The sequence below is a fragment of the Qipengyuania thermophila genome (assembly GCF_004153605.1).
In the GTDB taxonomy this organism is placed as follows: Bacteria; Pseudomonadota; Alphaproteobacteria; order Sphingomonadales; family Sphingomonadaceae; genus Qipengyuania_B; species Qipengyuania_B thermophila.
This window is the reverse complement of the sequence record NZ_SDSI01000002.1, coordinates 105,987-122,134: the sequence shown is the minus strand read 5'-3', so window position 1 is coordinate 122,134 and position 16,148 is coordinate 105,987. Positions and strand designations below refer to the sequence as shown.

Genomic DNA, 16,148 nt, shown 5'->3' with positions numbered 1-16,148 from the left:
GCGCGTTCCCGCACGCTCAGTCCTCGAACAGCGCCGCAAGCTGCTCGATCATGGTGCCGCCCAGCTGCTCGGCATCCATGATGGTGACGGCGCGGCGGTAGTAGCGGGTGACATCGTGGCCGATGCCGATCGCGATCAGTTCAACCGGTGAGCGCGTCTCGATCCAGTCGATCACCTTGCGCAAGTGCGCTTCCAGATAGCCCGCGCTGTTCACGCTGAGCGTGGAATCATCGACCGGCGCGCCGTCGGAGATGACCATCAGGATGCGTCGGTCCTCCGGGCGGGCGAGCAGGCGCTCGTGCGCCCACAGCAGCGCCTCGCCGTCAATGTTCTCCTTCAGCAGACCTTCGCGCATCATCAGGCCAAGGTTGCGCCGCGCCCGGCGCCATGGCTGATCTGCCTGCTTATAGAGGATGTGCCGCAGATCGTTGAGGCGTCCCGGATCGGGCGGCTTGCCGTCGTTGAGCCACGCCTCGCGCGACTGGCCGCCCTTCCACGCGCGGGTGGTGAAGCCGAGGATCTCCGTCTTGACCCCCACTCTCTCCAGCGTCCGCGCGAGCACGTCAGCGCTGATGGCGGCAATGGAGATCGGCCGCCCGCGCATGGAGCCGGAATTGTCGATGAGGAGCGAGACCACCGTGTCCTTGAAGGCGATGTCGCTTTCGACCTTGTAGGACAGGGACTGGCCCGGCGACACGATCACCCGCGCCAGGCGCGCGGCGTCGAGCAGTCCCTCTTCCTGATCGAAGTTCCACGTCCGGTTCTGCTGCGCCAGCAGTCGGCGCTGAAGACGGTTGGCGAGGCGCGTGACGACGCCCTGCAGCCCGGTGAGCTGGCTGTCGAGGTAGGCGCGCAGCCGGTCGAGTTCGGCCGGATCGCACAGCGCGGCCGCGTCGACCACCTCGTCGAAGCGGGTGGTGTAGGCCCGGTAGGCGAAGGAGGCGGGAAGGTCGGTCCAGTTGTGCCGGGGGCGGACCGGCTGCATGCCGTCAAGGGCCTCGTCCGCAGCGGCTGCCTCGCCTTCCTCCTCGCGCGCGCTGCCATCCGCCGTGTCCTCGCCCTCAGCCGGCTCGGCCGAGGGCTGGCCCGCCATCTCGGCCGGGTCGGGAGCGGCACCGGACTGTTCGTCACCGGCAGCATCCTCGTCCGGCGCCTGATTGTCCTCGGCCTCGTCCCCTTCCTCGGACGATGGCTCCGATGACGGCGGCCCGATGAGGTCGAGCTGGCGCAGCATGTCCAGCGTCAGCCGCTGATAGGCGCGCTGGTCGCCCAGCGCGGCGTCGAGGCCGCGGAGCTGGGTGCCGATCCGCTCCTCCAGCGTCTCCCTCACCAGCCCGACGGCGGCGGCGGCGGCAGGAGCGACAGGACGGCCGGTCAGCTTTTCGCGCAGCAGCTGCGCCATGGCGCTCGGCAGGGGAACCTCGCCTGCGGATTTGGCACGAGCGATGGGGTCGGCCGCCAGGCGCCCGTCCGTCGCGGCCCCGACATTGGCGCGCACACCGGCCAGCCCCGCGGACCCCCACGTCTCGTAGCGGACCTGCTCCGCGGCATCATAGACCGCGCGGGCAAGCGGTTCGTCCGGCGCATTGGCCGCGTGCAGGGCGGCATCGTGATGACGCAGCTTCAGCGCGAAGCTGTCGGCCACGCCCCGCGCTTCGGTGACCTGAGCGGGCGGCAGGGTGCGTCCCGGCAGCGGCACGCGCATGTTCCGCCCGGACGCCGACGGGGTGTCGGCGCTCCAGGCGACCTCCACCTCCGGCTCGTGCGCAAGGGCGCGGGCCGCCCCCGTCAGCACGCGGCGGAACCGGTCAAGGGAACTGCTGTCGCTCACACCCGCACCGTGAACAGGCCCTTGCGCGGCCCGTCAAGTGCGCGCGTGAGTCAGCGCCGCGCAGCGGGTCCGAAAACGCCCATCAGGACCGGGTCACGGGTGATCCGCGGATCGGCGCGGATCAGCGCCTCCTCCTCGGCGATCACCCGCCAGATCACGTCGTCGATCCGGTCCGCCGCGCTGCGCGCCACCGCCGCGACGTTGACGCCCGTGGCGGCGTTGAGCAACTCTGCCATCAGCGGGTCGGATGCCACCGCCATCGCATTCGCTAGGCCCGGCACCATCACCTCTATGAGCCGCCCCGCCAACGCCGCGCGAAGATAGGCCGTGGCGCCGCGCGGGTCGCCGTGCACCAGATCATAGGCGTTGCGGAAACCGATGGTTCGCACCGCATCGGTGACCACGGGTGCCGCGCGCGCGGTGGCATCGATGGCCCAGTCGGAAAAGGCGGCCTGCATCCGGTCCCTGAACAACGGGGACGTCAGCACCCGCGCCATCGCATCGCCGCGCAGCCCGAACAGGTTGCCAAGACCGATGGCCGCGACCTGCTGGTCCCAGAACCCGCCCGGCCGGGTCATGCGGGCAAAGGCGTTGTCGCTGGCAAAGAACAGCAGGCGGCGAACCGCCTCCTCGAGGCTGAGCGGCCGCGCGGTCTGGCACCCCGGCAGCGTCAGCGCCGCCCCCGCACCCAGCACGGCCATGAAAAACGTCCGCCGTCCAAGCGGCTCTTGCATGGTCATCGCAAACTCCGTTCGCTGTCTGTTTTCCCTGGACGAAGACGCCCATATGACGGGGCGAAGATGAACCGGGCCCGTATCCTGACCCTGAACGCCGCCGTGGAGGTGCTGGACTACAGCGTGCCCGAAGGCATGCCGGTCGCCCCCGGCGCGGTTGTGGAAGCCCCGCTCGGCCCACGCACGATCATCGGCGTGGTGTGGGATGCCGACCGGCTGGCCGGCGGCGAGGTGCCCGACGCGCGGCTGCGCCCGTTGCGCGCCGTTCTGCCGGTGCCACCGCTGCGCCCGGCGCTCAGGCGGCTGGTCGAGTGGACCGCCGATTACTACTGCGTGCCCATGGCACCCGTCCTGCGGATGGTGCTGGCAAGCGGCGGAGCGCTGGCAGGGCCGGCCACTGTCACGGAGTACCGCCTGTCGGACACGCCGCTGCGCCGCGCCACGCCGCTGCGCCGGCAGGCGGTGGAAAGACTGGCGGGAGAGCAGGGCTCCATCCGCGAACTCGCGGCAAAGGCGGGCGTGTCCGAAGCTGTGCTGCGCGGACTGGTGCAGCAGGGCGTGCTGCTGCCGGTGGAGGTCGACCTTGACCGGCCGTTCCCGCGGATTCAGCGGGAGCATGTCACGCCCGCGCTCAACTCCGCGCAGGCCGCGGCCGCCGCCACGATCACGGACGCGGTGACTGCACAGCGGCCGGATGCCTTCCTGCTTGACGGCGTGACCGGCTCGGGCAAGACCGAAACCTATTTCGAGCCGATCGCGGCCGCTGTCGGCGCGGGGCGGCAGGTGCTCGTCCTGTTGCCCGAGATCGCCCTCACCGAGGCCTTCCTCAAGCGTTTCGCCGCCCGCTTCGGCGCCGCGCCGGTTCTGTGGCACTCGTCCCTTCGCTCAAGCGAACGCCGGCGCGCGTGGCGGGCAATCGCGACCTCTCCCGCGCAAGGCGGCGCCCAGGTCGTGGTGGGCGCGCGCTCCGCACTGTTCCTCCCCTTCGCCGATCTGGGTCTGATCGTCGTGGACGAGGCGCACGAGGTGAGCTTCAAGCAGGACGACGGCGTGCGCTACAACGCGCGGGACGTGGCCGTCATGCGGGCGCGTTTCGAAGGGGTGCCGATTGTCCTGGCAAGCGCCACCCCCGCGCTGGAGAGCCTGCACATGGCCGAGCAGGGCGTCTACCGCCGACTGGTGCTGGACCATCGGTTCGGCGGGGCCCGGATGCCGGCGATCGACACGATCGACCTGACGCAGGACAAGCCCGGCGCAGGACGCTGGCTGGCCGAACGGCTGGTCGTGGCCATGGCAGAGCGCCTCGCCAGAGGAGAGCAGTCGCTGCTTTTCCTCAACCGCCGCGGCTATGCGCCGCTGACGCTGTGCCGCCATTGCGGATTTCGCTTCCGCTGCGCGAACTGCACCGCGTGGCTTGTCGAACACCGGCTTTCCCGTCGTCTTGCCTGTCACCATTGCGGCTTCGAAACCGCGCCACCGAATTGCTGCCCCGAATGCGGCGAACCGGATTGCCTCGTCGCGTGCGGTCCGGGTGTCGAGCGGATCGCCGACGAGGTGGCGGAACGTCTGCCGGGCGCCCGCGTCGCGCTGGTCACGTCCGACACCCTGTCGACGCCGGGTCGCGCCGCCGCGTTCATCGAGGAGGCACAGGCAGGAGCGATCGATGTCATCGTCGGCACGCAGCTCGTCACGAAAGGCTTCCATTTTCCCGAGCTGACGCTGGTCGGCGTCGTGGATGCCGATCTGGGCCTCGAGGGAGGAGACCTGCGGGCGGCCGAACGCACATATCAGCAGATCGCGCAGGTCGGCGGCCGCGCCGGACGCGGAGCGAAGCCGGGCGAGGTGCTGATCCAGACCCGGCATCCGCGCTCGTCCGTGATCGCGGCGCTCGCCAATGGCGACCGTGACGCGTTTTACGCCAGCGAGGTTGAGGCGCGGCGTCATGCCAACGCCCCCCCTTTCGGAAGGTGGGCGGCGATCATCGTCTCGTCCGAGGACGAGGCCGAGGCGCGTGACGCCGCCCGCGCCCTCGGCGGCGCGCGTCCTGAGGTGCCCGACATCGCCGTTCTCGGCCCTGCCCCCGCGCCGCTTGCGCTGCTGCGCGGGCGCTACCGCTATCGCCTGCTGCTGAACGCCAGACGCACGGCCCAGCTTCAGCGGGTCATCCGCGACTGGCTCGGCGCGCTCACCCTGCCCCGTTCCGTGAGGGTCACCGTGGATATCGATCCCTACAGCTTCGTTTAGGGCGCATGTCCGAACGCGTCCTCGTGCCGGTCCTTGGCGACCAGCTTTCTCATGAACTTGCCTCGCTCAGAGGGCGTGACCGCAGCAACACGGTCGTGCTGATGATGGAGGTGTGGGAGGAAGCCACCTACGTGAAGCATCACAAGCAGAAGATCGCGCTGATCTTCTCCGCGATGCGCCACTTCGCCGGGGAGCTGCGCGCGGCCGGCTGGCAGGTGGATTACACCGCGCTGGACGATCCGGACAACGCAGGCACCTTCACCGGCGAGGTCGCCCGGGCGGTGGAGCGCCATGCGCCTGACCGGATCGTCGTGGTCGAGCCGGGTGAGTGGCGCGTGCGCGGGGCGATGGATGCGTGGGCCGGCATGTTTCCGGCAGAGGTGACGATCCTGCCCGACGACCGCTTCGTCACCTCTCTGGCCGAGTTCCGCGAATGGGCCGACGGGCGCGAGCACCTGACGATGGAATTCTTCTACCGCGAAGTGCGGCAGAGGACCGGCATCCTGATGGATGCCGCAGGAAAGCCGAAAGGCGGCGCGTGGAACTTCGACAAGGAGAACCGGCGCCCGCCGGCACGCGGGCTTTCGGCACCGCCGCGGCCGTTGTTCGGACCCGATGCGATCACCCGCGACTGCATCCGACTGGTGGAGGAGCGGTTCGGAGACCATTTCGGCAGTCTGGAGAGCTTCGGCTGGCCCGTCACGCGTGCCCAGGCGCTCGAGGCCGCGGACGCCTTCTTCGCCGAACGGCTGGCGCTTTTCGGTCCTTACGAGGACGCCATGCTGCATGGAGCCGACCAGCTTTTCCACTCCATGCTGTCGACCAGTCTCAACCTCGGCCTGCTGGAGCCGCGCGAGCTGTGCCGCCGGGCCGAACGGATGTTCGACGAAGGCACGGCGCCGATCAATTCCGTCGAAGGATTCGTGCGGCAGATCATCGGCTGGCGCGAATATGTGCGCGGGTTCTACTGGTACTGCATGCCGCAGCTTGCGGAGGCGAACGCGCTTGATGCGCGCCTGCCGCTGCCGGAGTTCTTCTGGACCGGCGAGACGGACATGCGCTGCGTCGCGGACTGCGTGCGCACAACCCGCGACGACGCCCATGCGCATCACATCCAGCGGCTGATGGTGCTTGGCAATTTCTGCCTGCTGGCGGGCGTCGGGCCCAGGGAGGTGCAGGATTGGTACCTCGTGGTCTATGCCGACGCCTATGAATGGGTCGAACTGCCCAACGTCTCCGCCATGATTTTGTACGCCGATGGCGGCCGGCTGGCCACCAAACCCTATGCCGCCAGCGGCAACTACATCAACACCATGTCGGATTACTGCGGGCGCTGCCGCTACGATGTGAGGCAGAAGACCGGCCCGGACGCCTGCCCGTTCAATCCGCTCTACTGGCACTTCATGGACCGACACCGCGCCCGGCTGGAGCGCAACCGCCGGATCGGTCGCATCTACGCCACTTGGGACCGGATGAGCGAGGATCGCCGGCGCGAAACCATCGACACGGCGGATGCGTTTCTGAAGTCGCTCACCCCCGCACAGCGCGGCTGGAGCCGGCCGCACCCGGAAGCCCACGAGGAACGGGCTGCCACCGATCCGCAGAGCGCCTGAATGCGGGAGTGCAATGGTGAAACGAGGAGGACGCGCAGTCGCGCGTCGCCCTCATCCAGCCTCAGACCCTCGGCCGCGCAGGAACGTCCACGAGCTTGGAGCCGGTTCTTTCGCGAGAGATGCTGTTGATGCGGAGCATGCGACCATCTCCCAGGTTCCCGCTCGCACACGTGAGCAGTCTGTCGATGCAGTTGGCCGTCCATGCTTTGAGGGCGTCGTCATCCCATGCGCCGAACCAGTCCGCGTGGAATGTCGTACCTGCAATCTGAGGAGTCATCCCCTCCTGGCGATCCGAGGAAAAGTGCCAGGTGGCTCGCGATGTGGACAAATCTCCGGAGCGATCGATGGTGTCATCCAGTGTGTAAATGGCGGTCAAGGTGAACTTCGGAATACGATAGGGATGCGATGCGGGGCACGCATCCTGTCCGTTCACCAGCACCTGGTCCGAGACATGGGAACGATGATCAGGGACATCCAAGTTCACGCCATCCCAGCAGTCCGGAGCAGAGACAGAAATCAGCAATTGTGCCCCGACCGGGCAAGAACGCGCTGCTTCGGGAATATTGGCAAACTTCTGGTGTGGCCCTGAGCCGCCTATGCATTCGATGCCGAACTGGCCAGCGGGAAGCTTGCCGTCCATCGTGCGACCGAAGACGTAGCGCAAGCCACGCGGGAGCGCGATGCATCCCTTGGTGCTCCCGTTTCGACAAAGCGGGTCGGAAGCCGGGCGGCGCTTGTAATAAACGGAAATGGCGTCAGGCAATACCACCTTGCCAAACCCATTCAGCATGGCCGGGATCCAGTAGGCGGACCGGTTCAGCATATTGTTGCAGGTGCTGTCGCCAGTCGTGCGCAGCGACTCGTAGGTAGAGTTCGCGTCTGCCAGCGTGTTGCCGAAGAACTGGTGCAGGTGCGACCGGCCTTTCTGTCCGGGGAACACGATCGGGTCGTCATAGGCGAGATGCGACGGTCGGCAGAGGAACCGGAAGGCACCCACCACGTCCGGGGCGCCGCTACTCGCTGGAGGTATTGCCTCGTAATGAACGCTGGTGTCGAAATTGCTCGGAATCGAGGCGAGCTGCCTGATCCCGCTCGCATCCGGCCCGACGGCCGTGGGTGTACCGGTGAACGGCGGCGTCGTCGGTGTGGGGCTGGGCGTCGGACTGGGGGTGGGAGTCGGCGACGGTGTCGGTGCCGGGCTGGCAATCTCCGCAGGCGGAGCCTTGCCGGGCTTGCCCGCCTTCTCCTTGTAGCATCCCCCCAAGCTCAGGAGAGCCGCCAGCGTGGCCACCGAATATCCGACAGGTTTCATGCTTTCCCCCGCCCTAACGCGTTGCCCGTCTTGTCGAAGGGCGAGGTTAAGGGAGGTCTAAGGCGTCCGGTTAAAGCGGCTTAACGCTTGAGGAGCGCCTGCCGCTGGGTTGAAGGGGGACGCAATTCCAACGTCCCAGATCAGCACAGCGCCGCACGAACTCGTGTGCATCTGCAAAAAAATGCCTAGACAGCGGAACCCTCTGCGTGGTTAACGCTTTGGCAACTGTCAGCTTCTGCACACCGGAGGAGCTGGCATGCGGCAGGTGGGAGCCGCAGCACAGGGTCGCGCCACTCATCAGGACTCGTTCCTGGCTTTGCAAAGATCGATCAAGGGGTTCTTCTTCAATGCGCAACATTCTTCTTTCCACCGCAGCGTCCGCCGCTGCCTTCGTCGCGCTGGCGGCACCGGCCAGTGCCGCGACCGTCATCACCCTCACGCCGGGACCGGGCGGCGTGCGCACCGGCGCTGTCGACATGGTTGTGAGCGGCGGTACGCCGGAGTCGCCGTTCTCCTTCACGGAGACGTTCACCTTCGAGCTGCCGTCGATGGGCCTCACCAGCGTCGCCCTCAGCACGAGCGCGACCACGGCGACCAACAACATCGACTTCACCTCCGTGCTGCTGAACGGCACGGCGCTGACGCTGATCCCGGGCGCCAACGAGTTCGCCACCATCTCGAACTTCCCGACCATGGCGGGGACGCAGACGCTCGTCGTCAACGGCCTGAGCCGCGGCGTCGGTTCCTTCGGGGGCAGCATCACCTTCTCGCCGACGGCTGCGGTTCCCGAGCCGACGACCTGGGCGCTGCTGCTGCTCGGTTTCGCGGCGGTTGGCTTCTCCATGCGTCGGAACAAGGTGTCCGCGCAGGAAGCGCGCGTTCGCTACAGCTTCGCCTGAGCGTACGACACACTCTCACGGGGAAGGGGCGGCATTTTGTCGCCCCTTTTTCTTTGCGCTAATTGTTTTGCGAAGCTGCCCTTATTTGGCACGCCGCTGCCGTCGTCCGCGAAAGCGATTGTGAGTCGCGCCGTTCGCCCCTAGACTGCTTCACGCGCGTTCCGATTGGCAGATCGGCGCACCTGCTGCTGCGAAGGATCCATGGCCACACTCATCGCCGACACACAGGAGGCGCGTCCGCGGGCGAGGCTGGGCCGGGTGCTGACCGCCGACCGGCTCGTGCTTCTCCTCGCTCTTGTGGCGTTCGTCGTGCCCACCATGATGTTCGTCGCCCAGAACGGCTGGACGGGCGAGGAAGGCGCACACGGCCCCATCATCCTGGCCACGGGTCTGTGGCTGCTGTGGCGCGAATGGACCGAGGTGCGGCACCTTGCCCGCCCCGGCCGGGCCGCAGTTGTTGCTCTGGGGCTTGCGGTGCTCGTGCCGCTTTTCGTGCTGACGCGGGTGACGCAGATCGTCGAGCTTGAAGGCTACGTCATGTACGCGGTGCTCGTCACCGTCCTCTACAGCCTGGTCGGAGAGCGGGTGATCCGGGCGCTCTGGTTCCCCCTGCTCTACCTTGCCTTCGCCTTCCCGCCGCCCGAAACGCTGATCGCGGCCCTGACGGTGCCGTTGAAGATGGCGCTTTCCGAGTGGTCGATCGCGCTCCTGCGCCTGTTCGGCTACCCGATCGGCGGCGAAGGTGTGCGGATCTTCATCGGCCAGTACGAACTGCTGGTCGCGGCGGCGTGTTCCGGTCTCAATTCGCTGATCTCGCTGACTGCGATCACCCTGTTCTATGTCTATCTGCGCCATCAGGCCGAATGGCGGTATGCACTGTTTCTGGTCCTGCTGGTGATCCCTGTTGCCCTGCTGGCGAACTTCGCGCGGGTGCTGATCCTGATCCTGCTGACCTACCATGCGGGCGAGGCCACCGCCCAGGGCTTCCTCCACAATTTCGCCGGCCTGTTCATGTTCGCCATCGCGCTCGGCATCATGTTCGCGCTGGACGAGCTGCTGCGCCCGCTCTGGTATCGCTACCAGCAGCGTCGTTCGCCGGGTCTCTCCGGCACTGCGGCCGATCGGGAGCATCTCTCATGACCCCCCCGGATCTTGCCAGCGAGCGGTCTGCGCAACCCGCCCCGGTCACGCTCAGCCGCCGCAACCTGCTGATCGGCGGCGTTCTCCTCAGCGCGTCCGGGATCGCCTATGCGCGGCAGCCCGAAGTGCGGGCGCCTCGCGTCGATCCCAAGGTTTTCGAAAGCTGGGTTCCCAAGCAGTTCGGACGCTGGACCACCGTCGAGGCGTCAAGCGTCGTTCTGCCGCCGCCCGACGCCCTGCGCGACCGTCTCTACGACAGCCTGGTCACCCGCACCTATACGTCGCCGGGACAGCCGTCGACGATGCTGCTGCTCGCCTACAACAACCGGCAGGACGGCATGTTGCAGGTGCACCGGCCTGAGGTGTGCTACCCCGTCGGCGGTTTCCGGCTCAGCGAAACCCGTCCTTTCCGCATCGACGTGCCCGGCCTCGCCATCCCGGCGAACTTCTTCACCGCCACCGGCCCGGATCGTGTGGAACAGGTCGGCTACTTCACCCGCCTCGGCGACGCCTTCCCCCGCACCTGGGCCGAGCAGCGGCTCGCCGTGGTGCGCGCCAACATCGCCGGCGCGATCCCGGACGGCATGATGATGCGGGTGTCGCTCCTCGGCACAGATGCGGGCGCCGCCGCGGCCGAGCTGGAGAGTTTCGCCTCCGCCCTCATCGGCGCCTCGCCACCTCCGCTTCGCCGGTTGCTCATCGGCAACGGCTGACGTCACGAACAGGGATCAGAACATGAAGAAAGCGCTTCTAGCGGCCGTTCTCGCCACCACGGCACTGGCCGCCTGCGATCGGGAGCCGACCGGACAGGTCGCGGCCGTGGTCAACGGGGAAGAGATCACGCTTCAGGAAATCAACGCCGAACTCAGCGGGCTCAACATCCCGGCCGGGGTCGACGAGAAGCAGGTGCAGCAAACCGCTCTGGAGCGGATCATCGAACGGCGCCTCCTCGCGAACATCGCCCGCGAGGAAGGGGTGGAGCAGTCGCCCGAATATTTGATCCGCAAGCGGCAGCTTGAAGATGCGCTGCTGGTTCAACTCTACCGGCAGCGACAGGAGCGCGCCGCCTCCGTGCCCGACCAGCGCGCGATCGATGCCTACGTGCAGGCCAATCCCGGCATCTTCGCCGAACGCACGATCTACACGCTCGACCGGATCCAGTTCCCCCTTCCCGCCGACATCACCTCGCTCCGCGCGCTCGAGAGCGCCAGCTCGATGGCGGAAGTCGCCGCGACGCTCAACAGGCTGGGGATCCAGTTTAACCGCGGGCCGGCCCAGATGGACAGCGCCCGGCTCGGCGAAGAGCGGCTGGCCCAGATCCGCCGCTTGCCGGCGGGAGAGCCGTTCATCACCCCCGAAGGCGGCATGGTCACCGTGGCGGTGATCACGGGCACGACCTCGCAACCGATCCCGCCCGAGGCCGCACGCCCCGTCGCGCTCGAGGCGATCCGCAGCGAGAACGTCAACCGCGCGCTGCAGACGCGGCTGGAGGAAGCACGCCGCACCGCGCAGATCACCTATCAGGAAGGGTTTGCGCCGCCCGCTCGCCAGGGTGCAGGCAATGCGCGCACCGCCGGCGCGTCGCCAGCGGCGCAGGCGACACCGCCGGCCGCCAACTGAGCGCCGCCCGGCCGCAAGGGTCATGACAGGCACGGGCGTGCGCGCTGGGGATCCGTCCCGCGGCCGTCGACTGCGGCTGCTGTTCGCGTTGTCCGGCTTCCACCGGATCGACCGGGGTGCGGAAACGGCGTTGTTGCGCGTCGCGCAGGAGCTTGCCGGCACGGGCGCGGCCGAGGTGGTCGTGGCCGGCAGCGGCCTGCCGCGCGCGGACACCGCCTATCGCTTCGTCCATGTGCCGTCGCCCGGCCGCGAGCGGTTCGAACGTCTGCCGGCGCTCCCGCCGTTCCGCAACGAGACGCACTGGGAGGATGCCGCCTTCGCGCTGCGCCTCTCGCGGCTGCCGCTCGGCGGTTTCGATGCGACGCTGACCTGCGCCTACCCTTTCACCAACTGGATCCTGCGCCGTCACCGGTCGCGCGCCCCTGCCCACATCTTCGTCACGCAGAACGGCGACTGGCCGGCCTTGGCGGGCAACGCCGAGTACCGGTGGTTCGGATGCGACGGGCTGGTCTGCACGAACCCCGAATACTTCGCGCGGAACCGCGACCGCTGGAATGCGGCTCTCATCCCGAACGGGATCGATCTGGAGCGGTTTGCCCCTGGCGCCGGGGACCGGGCGCGCTTCGCCCTGCCTGCTGAGCGCCCTGTTGTGCTGATGGTCAGCGCGCTGATGGACACCAAGCGGGTGCTCGACGGGATCCGCGCCATGGCTGCCGTTCCCGACGCCATGCTGGTCGTCGCCGGCGACGGCCCGCTGCGGGACGAGGCGGAGCGGCTGGCGGCGCAGATGTTGCCCGGCCGCTATCGCCGGCTGGAGGTTCCGGCCGGCGACATGCCCCTTCTCTATCGCAGCGCCGACGTGTTCCTGCACCTCTCCAAGGTAGAGTCCTTCGGCAACGTCTATCTGGAAGCCGGTGCCACGGGCCTGCCGATCGTCGCGCATGACTGCGGGCTGACCCGGTGGATCCTTGGCGGCGACGCGCCTGGCCTGATCGACACCGACGATCTGGGGGGCGTGTCTGCGGCGCTGCGGGACGCTCTGGGCGGCCGGAACTCTTGCGCGCCGGACCTTGCGCGCTTCGCTTGGCCGCGCATCGCTGCCGCCTACGCCGAGTTCGTCACGGCGACGGTCGCCCGCCGCCGCCACGAGAAAAACAGCCAGGTCGCCTGATCGATGTCCGGTGCCGCCCTTCCCTTCCTCACCGCGCTCGCATGGCTGGTGACGGCGCCGTTGCTCGTGCTGCTGGGCTGGTATGCGCTGGAGGTGGCGCTCGGCCTTTGGCGGACGGTCGTGATGCCGGACGCGCGGGCACCGAAGCGGATCGCGGTGCTGATCCCCGCGCATGACGAGGCAGCGGGCATCGAGGCGACACTTGCCGGCCTGACGCCGGTCCCGCCCGGAGCCGAAATCCTTGTGGTGGCGGACAACTGCACCGACGACACGGCGGCGCGCGCACGCCGGGCGGGCGCGGAGGTGACCGAAAGGGACGACCCGGCGCGGCGGGGCAAGGGCTACGCGCTGGCCTGGGGGCGCGATCATCTCGCCTGTCGCCCACCGGACCGGCAGCCATGCGTCGTCGTCGTGCTCGACGGGGATTGCCGCACCACCTGGAGCGCGATCGCGCGGCTAACGGCTGTGGCCCGCGCCCTCAACCGTCCGGCACAGGCGCGCAACCTTCTCGTCGGCGGGCCGCACACGCCTCCCCTGTCGCAGATTTCCAACTTCGCCATGCTGGTGAAGAACCTCGTCCGCGCACGCGGCCTGCTGCGGCTGGGCGGCGGCATCACTCTGTTCGGCACGGGCATGGCGTTTCCCTGGCGGCTGTTTGCCGCCGCGCCGCTCGCTAGCGGGCATCTTGCGGAAGACCTGCAACTCGCCGTCACCTTCGCCGGGCAGGGAGTCGGGGTGACGCTGGTCGAGGACGCCGGCATCGAGAGCGCTCCCGCACCCGCCGCGGCCCTCGCCGCGCAGCGGCGGCGTTGGGAAGGCGGCTTCCTGTCCATTGCCCGGCGACAGGCCATGCCCCTGCTGCTTCAAGGGGTGCGCGCAGGCTCGCGTCATGCATTTGCCCTTGGAATGCATCTGCTGGTGCCGCCGCTGGCGATGCTGCTGCTGCTCGCGGGTGCGATGCTGCTGCTCACAACCGGGCTGAGCGTCCTCGGCGCGAGCGCTGCACCTGCGTTCATGCTTGCGGTGGCACTCAGCCTTGCGCTGGCGCTGACGGCGCTCGCGTGGTTGCGGGAAGGCCGGGGCGTGCTGTCGCTGCGCGCCGCCGCGGCGGCGCCGGCCTACGTGCTGTGGAAGGTCCCGCTCTATCTCGGCCTGGCGAGGCGCCGCGGCGGGCAGTGGGTCAGGACGCGGCGCGAGCCGGAGCCCGGCGGGCCTTCCACCTGAACCACAAGGGCAGGATCTTCGGTCCCTCGACCAGATAGCGCCGCCACAGCCGCCGCGGCTCGCTCAGAAGCCGGTGCAGCCACTCCAGCTTCAGCCGCTGCAGGATGACGGGAGCGCGGCGCTTGACGCCCGTGGCGAATTCGAGCGACGCCCCGATGCACAAGGCCACGCCTCGCGCCCTTCCCCGGGCGGCGATCTTCGCGCACACCAGCTCGCTCTGGGGCGCGCCGATGGCCAGAAGGACGACATCCGCCCCCGTCTCCTCGACGAAGCCGGCGATGGCCGCCTGCGCCGCGGCGTTCCGGCGGACCCCCATCGGCGGGAGATGCTGGTGCCAGCCGATGCCGGGGAAGAGCGTGGCCAGCCGCTCCATCATGGCCGCGTCCCCGCCGACGACGGCGATGGTGGTGCTGCCGCGTGCCTGGGCGCGCTCGAGGATCCTGATCGTCAGGTCGCTGCCCGTCACCAGCGGCAGGGTAATGCCGGACCAGCGCGCCAGCAGCTGCAGGATGCGGCTGTCGCACAGGACGAGGTCCGCCCCGTCATAGGCGGCACGGACCTGCGGATCGCCGCCATCGCGGTTGAGGCTGACCATGTGATCGACGTTCGGGGTCACGACATAGGCGAACCGCGCGCTCCGGGAGGTGTCGAACAGCCATTCGAGGGTCGCCTCCTGATCCATGCGGTCGAAGCCCAGTCCGAGGAACTCGGTCCGGGCGCGGGCGGGCGGAGGCGTCATCGTTCGATGAACCGGCCAAACAGCCCGTTGGGCTGGATCTGTCCGGGCGGCAGGTCGATGCCGTACATGCGGCGGGCGCGCGCCGCACCCTCTTCCGCCGCCCCCGCGCAGCCGCTGCCGGTCCGCCGGCACATGTCGGCGTAGAGCTGCCATCCGCGCACCGAGGCCGGTGTGTCCCGGGTGTAGCGCCGCAGGATTGCCGTTGCCTGCCGCTTCTGCCCGTTGGCGAACAGCCACTCCGCATAGCTGCGGGCGAGCAGCAGATCCTGCGGATTGCGGCTCAGCCCCTGGGCAAAGACGCGCTCCGCACCCGCCGGGCGCTCGAACGCATCGTAAGCCGCGGCGGCGGCGATCACGGCGTCGGGCCGGTCGGGACATTCGGCCGCCGCGCGCTGGCCGGACTGAACGGCCTCAGCCGCCCGGCCAAGGGCGCGCAACGCCTGGCTGTGAGCGACGAGCGCGTCACAATGCGTCTCGTCCCGCGCAAGCACACCTCCGGCGAGCCGGAGGGCACCGGCCGCATCGTCGCTCAGCATCCGCAGCTTGGCGGCAAACGCCTCCTGCTCGTCACGTGCGAGCCCGGCACTCATCCGCTCCGCCGCCGCGGCATGGCCTGCCAGGACGAGGTGCCGCGCGAGGATCGCGCGCACGGCCGGCGTCGCGCCCTGGGCGAGCCGGCTCCAGTCGGCTGGGGTCACCGCGTCGTCGCCATACTGCTGCCACAGCGAGACCACGCGCGCCGCCGCCTCGGCGCTCGTTGCGCCGGCGTCGCGGAACTGTTCCTCAGGCGAGGTGAGCAGCGCGACGATCAGGCGCACCGCCTCGGCTGCCTGCCCACGCTTGTAGCGGTAATTGGCCTCGTCGATCCGCAGACCCGGATCGTTGGGGCGCAGATTGCGCAAGCGCGTGAATTCCTCGTCCAAACCGGCCGTGTTCGCTGTCTGGCGAAAGATTTCCAGCCGGGTCAGCGCGACGCCCACGGTGATGGGTGCACCGCTCGGCCGCCCCTCTTCCAGCGCCGCCAGAGCGCCCGCCGGATTGCCCTTGAGGTAAAGCGCCCTCGCCTTGAGGATGCGCGCGTTCTCGTCGCCCGGACGCGCGGCAAGGGCGCGTTCGGCCAGCGCGATTGTCTGGTCGTGACGCCGGCGGGCCAGCGCCACCAGCCCCTTGACGAGCAGTGCGTCGGGCTGTTCCGGCGCGAGGGTGAGGATCCGGTCGGCCGCCGCCTCGGCTTCCCGGATGTTGCCCGTCGTCACGCCCAGCTGCGCCACCGCCTGCAGCGCTTCCGGATTGAGCGGATCGAGCGCAAGCGCATCGTAATAGGCCTCGAACGCCGCGGCGCGGTCTCCGGCGGCGAATTCGATCTGGCCGCGCAGCAGATGCAGCTGCGCGATGTCATCCTTGTGCCGGATGGCGTCGCGAATCGCCCGGCGCGCCTCCTCGACATTGCCGCTCCGCAGGTGGTATTCAGCGACCGCGCCAGCCTCGGATGCCTTTTCCGCGCTGCTTGAGCAGGCGAGCAGAAGCAGCGCTGCTGCGGCGAGCGCAGTCAGGCGTCCGGTGCCCGGATTTGAAACACGGCAAAACGGTTGGATTGAAGTCATGAATTGCCTTACTAGCC

13 protein-coding genes are annotated in these 16,148 nt (G+C 68.8%); 8 read left to right on the top strand and 5 right to left on the bottom strand.

All coding sequences use genetic code 11. The annotated features are described in order from the left end of the window. Nucleotides 1-16: 16 nt before the first annotated feature. Both cobT and ETO60_RS04800 read right to left on the bottom strand, forming a co-directional pair. The gene (cobT, locus tag ETO60_RS04805) at nt 17-1,831 is read right to left on the bottom strand and encodes a cobaltochelatase subunit CobT (protein WP_130003324.1); all 1,815 of its coding nucleotides are present in this window, start codon (nt 1,829-1,831) and stop codon (nt 17-19) included. Nucleotides 1,832-1,881: 50 nt separating this feature from the next. Beyond that, the gene (locus tag ETO60_RS04800; protein WP_130003322.1) at nt 1,882-2,571 is read right to left on the bottom strand and encodes a DUF4197 domain-containing protein; all 690 of its coding nucleotides are present in this window, start codon (nt 2,569-2,571) and stop codon (nt 1,882-1,884) included. 60 nt (nt 2,572-2,631) lie between these two features. On the opposite strand from ETO60_RS04800, the gene ETO60_RS04795 reads away from it, so the two are divergent. Continuing rightward, complete coding sequence (locus ETO60_RS04795; RefSeq protein WP_130003320.1) at nt 2,632-4,809, top strand: primosomal protein N'; 2,178 nt, start codon at nt 2,632-2,634, stop codon at nt 4,807-4,809. A 5-nt stretch (nt 4,810-4,814) separates the two neighbouring features. Further along, the gene (locus ETO60_RS04790; RefSeq protein ID WP_130003318.1) at nt 4,815-6,422 is read left to right on the top strand and encodes a cryptochrome/photolyase family protein; all 1,608 of its coding nucleotides are present in this window, start codon (nt 4,815-4,817) and stop codon (nt 6,420-6,422) included. A 61-nt stretch (nt 6,423-6,483) separates the two neighbouring features. Here the strand turns inward: ETO60_RS04790 and ETO60_RS04785 are convergent, their stop codons facing one another. Continuing rightward, on the bottom strand, nt 6,484-7,713 hold the full coding sequence (locus ETO60_RS04785; protein ID WP_145963479.1) for a DUF1996 domain-containing protein: 1,230 nt from the start codon (nt 7,711-7,713) through the stop codon (nt 6,484-6,486). Between the two features lie 368 nt (nt 7,714-8,081). Here ETO60_RS04785 and ETO60_RS04780 point away from each other — a divergent pair, with 368 nt between their 5' ends. From ETO60_RS04780 to ETO60_RS04755, 6 genes are all read left to right on the top strand, one after another. Further along, nucleotides 8,082-8,633: an FxDxF family PEP-CTERM protein gene (locus ETO60_RS04780; protein ID WP_130003314.1), complete on the top strand. Its 552-nt coding sequence runs from the start codon at nt 8,082-8,084 to the stop codon at nt 8,631-8,633. 201 nt (nt 8,634-8,834) lie between these two features. Further along, nucleotides 8,835-9,773 (top strand): exosortase V, encoded by a 939-nt coding sequence (gene xrtV / locus ETO60_RS04775; RefSeq protein WP_130003312.1) that lies wholly within the window; start codon nt 8,835-8,837, stop codon nt 9,771-9,773. Next, nucleotides 9,770-10,486 carry an exosortase-associated protein EpsI, V-type gene (gene epsI / locus ETO60_RS04770; RefSeq protein WP_130003310.1) on the top strand — a complete coding sequence of 239 codons (717 nt, stop codon included), beginning with the start codon at nt 9,770-9,772 and terminating at the stop codon, nt 10,484-10,486. The genes xrtV and epsI overlap by 4 nt, the downstream gene beginning before the upstream one ends. A gap of 22 nt (nt 10,487-10,508) precedes the next feature. Beyond that, the gene (locus ETO60_RS04765) at nt 10,509-11,393 is read left to right on the top strand and encodes an EpsD family peptidyl-prolyl cis-trans isomerase (RefSeq protein ID WP_165362118.1); all 885 of its coding nucleotides are present in this window, start codon (nt 10,509-10,511) and stop codon (nt 11,391-11,393) included. 22 nt (nt 11,394-11,415) lie between these two features. After that, entirely contained in the window at nt 11,416-12,564 is a 1,149-nt protein-coding gene (locus tag ETO60_RS04760) for a glycosyltransferase family 4 protein (RefSeq protein ID WP_130003306.1), read from the top strand. A gap of 3 nt (nt 12,565-12,567) precedes the next feature. Continuing rightward, nucleotides 12,568-13,788 (top strand): glycosyltransferase family 2 protein, encoded by a 1,221-nt coding sequence (locus tag ETO60_RS04755; protein ID WP_130003304.1) that lies wholly within the window; start codon nt 12,568-12,570, stop codon nt 13,786-13,788. Here ETO60_RS04755 and ETO60_RS04750 read toward each other — a convergent pair. Next, nucleotides 13,745-14,527 carry a WecB/TagA/CpsF family glycosyltransferase gene (locus tag ETO60_RS04750; protein ID WP_130003302.1) on the bottom strand — a complete coding sequence of 261 codons (783 nt, stop codon included), beginning with the start codon at nt 14,525-14,527 and terminating at the stop codon, nt 13,745-13,747. The two genes, ETO60_RS04755 and ETO60_RS04750, sit on opposite strands and share 44 nt — an antisense overlap. Further along, nucleotides 14,524-16,131, bottom strand: coding sequence for a tetratricopeptide repeat protein (locus ETO60_RS04745; protein WP_130003300.1), 1,608 nt, complete (start codon nt 16,129-16,131; stop codon nt 14,524-14,526). Before ETO60_RS04745 ends, ETO60_RS04750 begins: the two co-directional genes overlap by 4 nt. Nucleotides 16,132-16,148 lie beyond the last annotated feature (17 nt).

What these genes read in the sequence shown, in the direction of transcription:
- ETO60_RS04800 (WP_130003322.1), bottom strand. Translation starts at nt 2,571, where the DNA reads ATGACCATGCAAGAGCCGCTTGGACGGCGGACGTTTTTCATGGCCGTG.
- ETO60_RS04795 (WP_130003320.1), top strand. Translation starts at nt 2,632, where the DNA reads ATGAACCGGGCCCGTATCCTGACCCTGAACGCCGCCGTGGAGGTGCTG.
- ETO60_RS04790 (WP_130003318.1), top strand. Translation starts at nt 4,815, where the DNA reads ATGTCCGAACGCGTCCTCGTGCCGGTCCTTGGCGACCAGCTTTCTCAT.
- ETO60_RS04780 (WP_130003314.1), top strand. Translation starts at nt 8,082, where the DNA reads ATGCGCAACATTCTTCTTTCCACCGCAGCGTCCGCCGCTGCCTTCGTC.
- xrtV (WP_130003312.1), top strand. Translation starts at nt 8,835, where the DNA reads ATGGCCACACTCATCGCCGACACACAGGAGGCGCGTCCGCGGGCGAGG.
- epsI (WP_130003310.1), top strand. Translation starts at nt 9,770, where the DNA reads ATGACCCCCCCGGATCTTGCCAGCGAGCGGTCTGCGCAACCCGCCCCG.
- ETO60_RS04765 (WP_165362118.1), top strand. Translation starts at nt 10,509, where the DNA reads ATGAAGAAAGCGCTTCTAGCGGCCGTTCTCGCCACCACGGCACTGGCC.
- ETO60_RS04760 (WP_130003306.1), top strand. Translation starts at nt 11,416, where the DNA reads ATGACAGGCACGGGCGTGCGCGCTGGGGATCCGTCCCGCGGCCGTCGA.
- ETO60_RS04755 (WP_130003304.1), top strand. Translation starts at nt 12,568, where the DNA reads ATGTCCGGTGCCGCCCTTCCCTTCCTCACCGCGCTCGCATGGCTGGTG.
- ETO60_RS04750 (WP_130003302.1), bottom strand. Translation starts at nt 14,527, where the DNA reads ATGACGCCTCCGCCCGCCCGCGCCCGGACCGAGTTCCTCGGACTGGGC.
- ETO60_RS04745 (WP_130003300.1), bottom strand. Translation starts at nt 16,131, where the DNA reads ATGACTTCAATCCAACCGTTTTGCCGTGTTTCAAATCCGGGCACCGGA.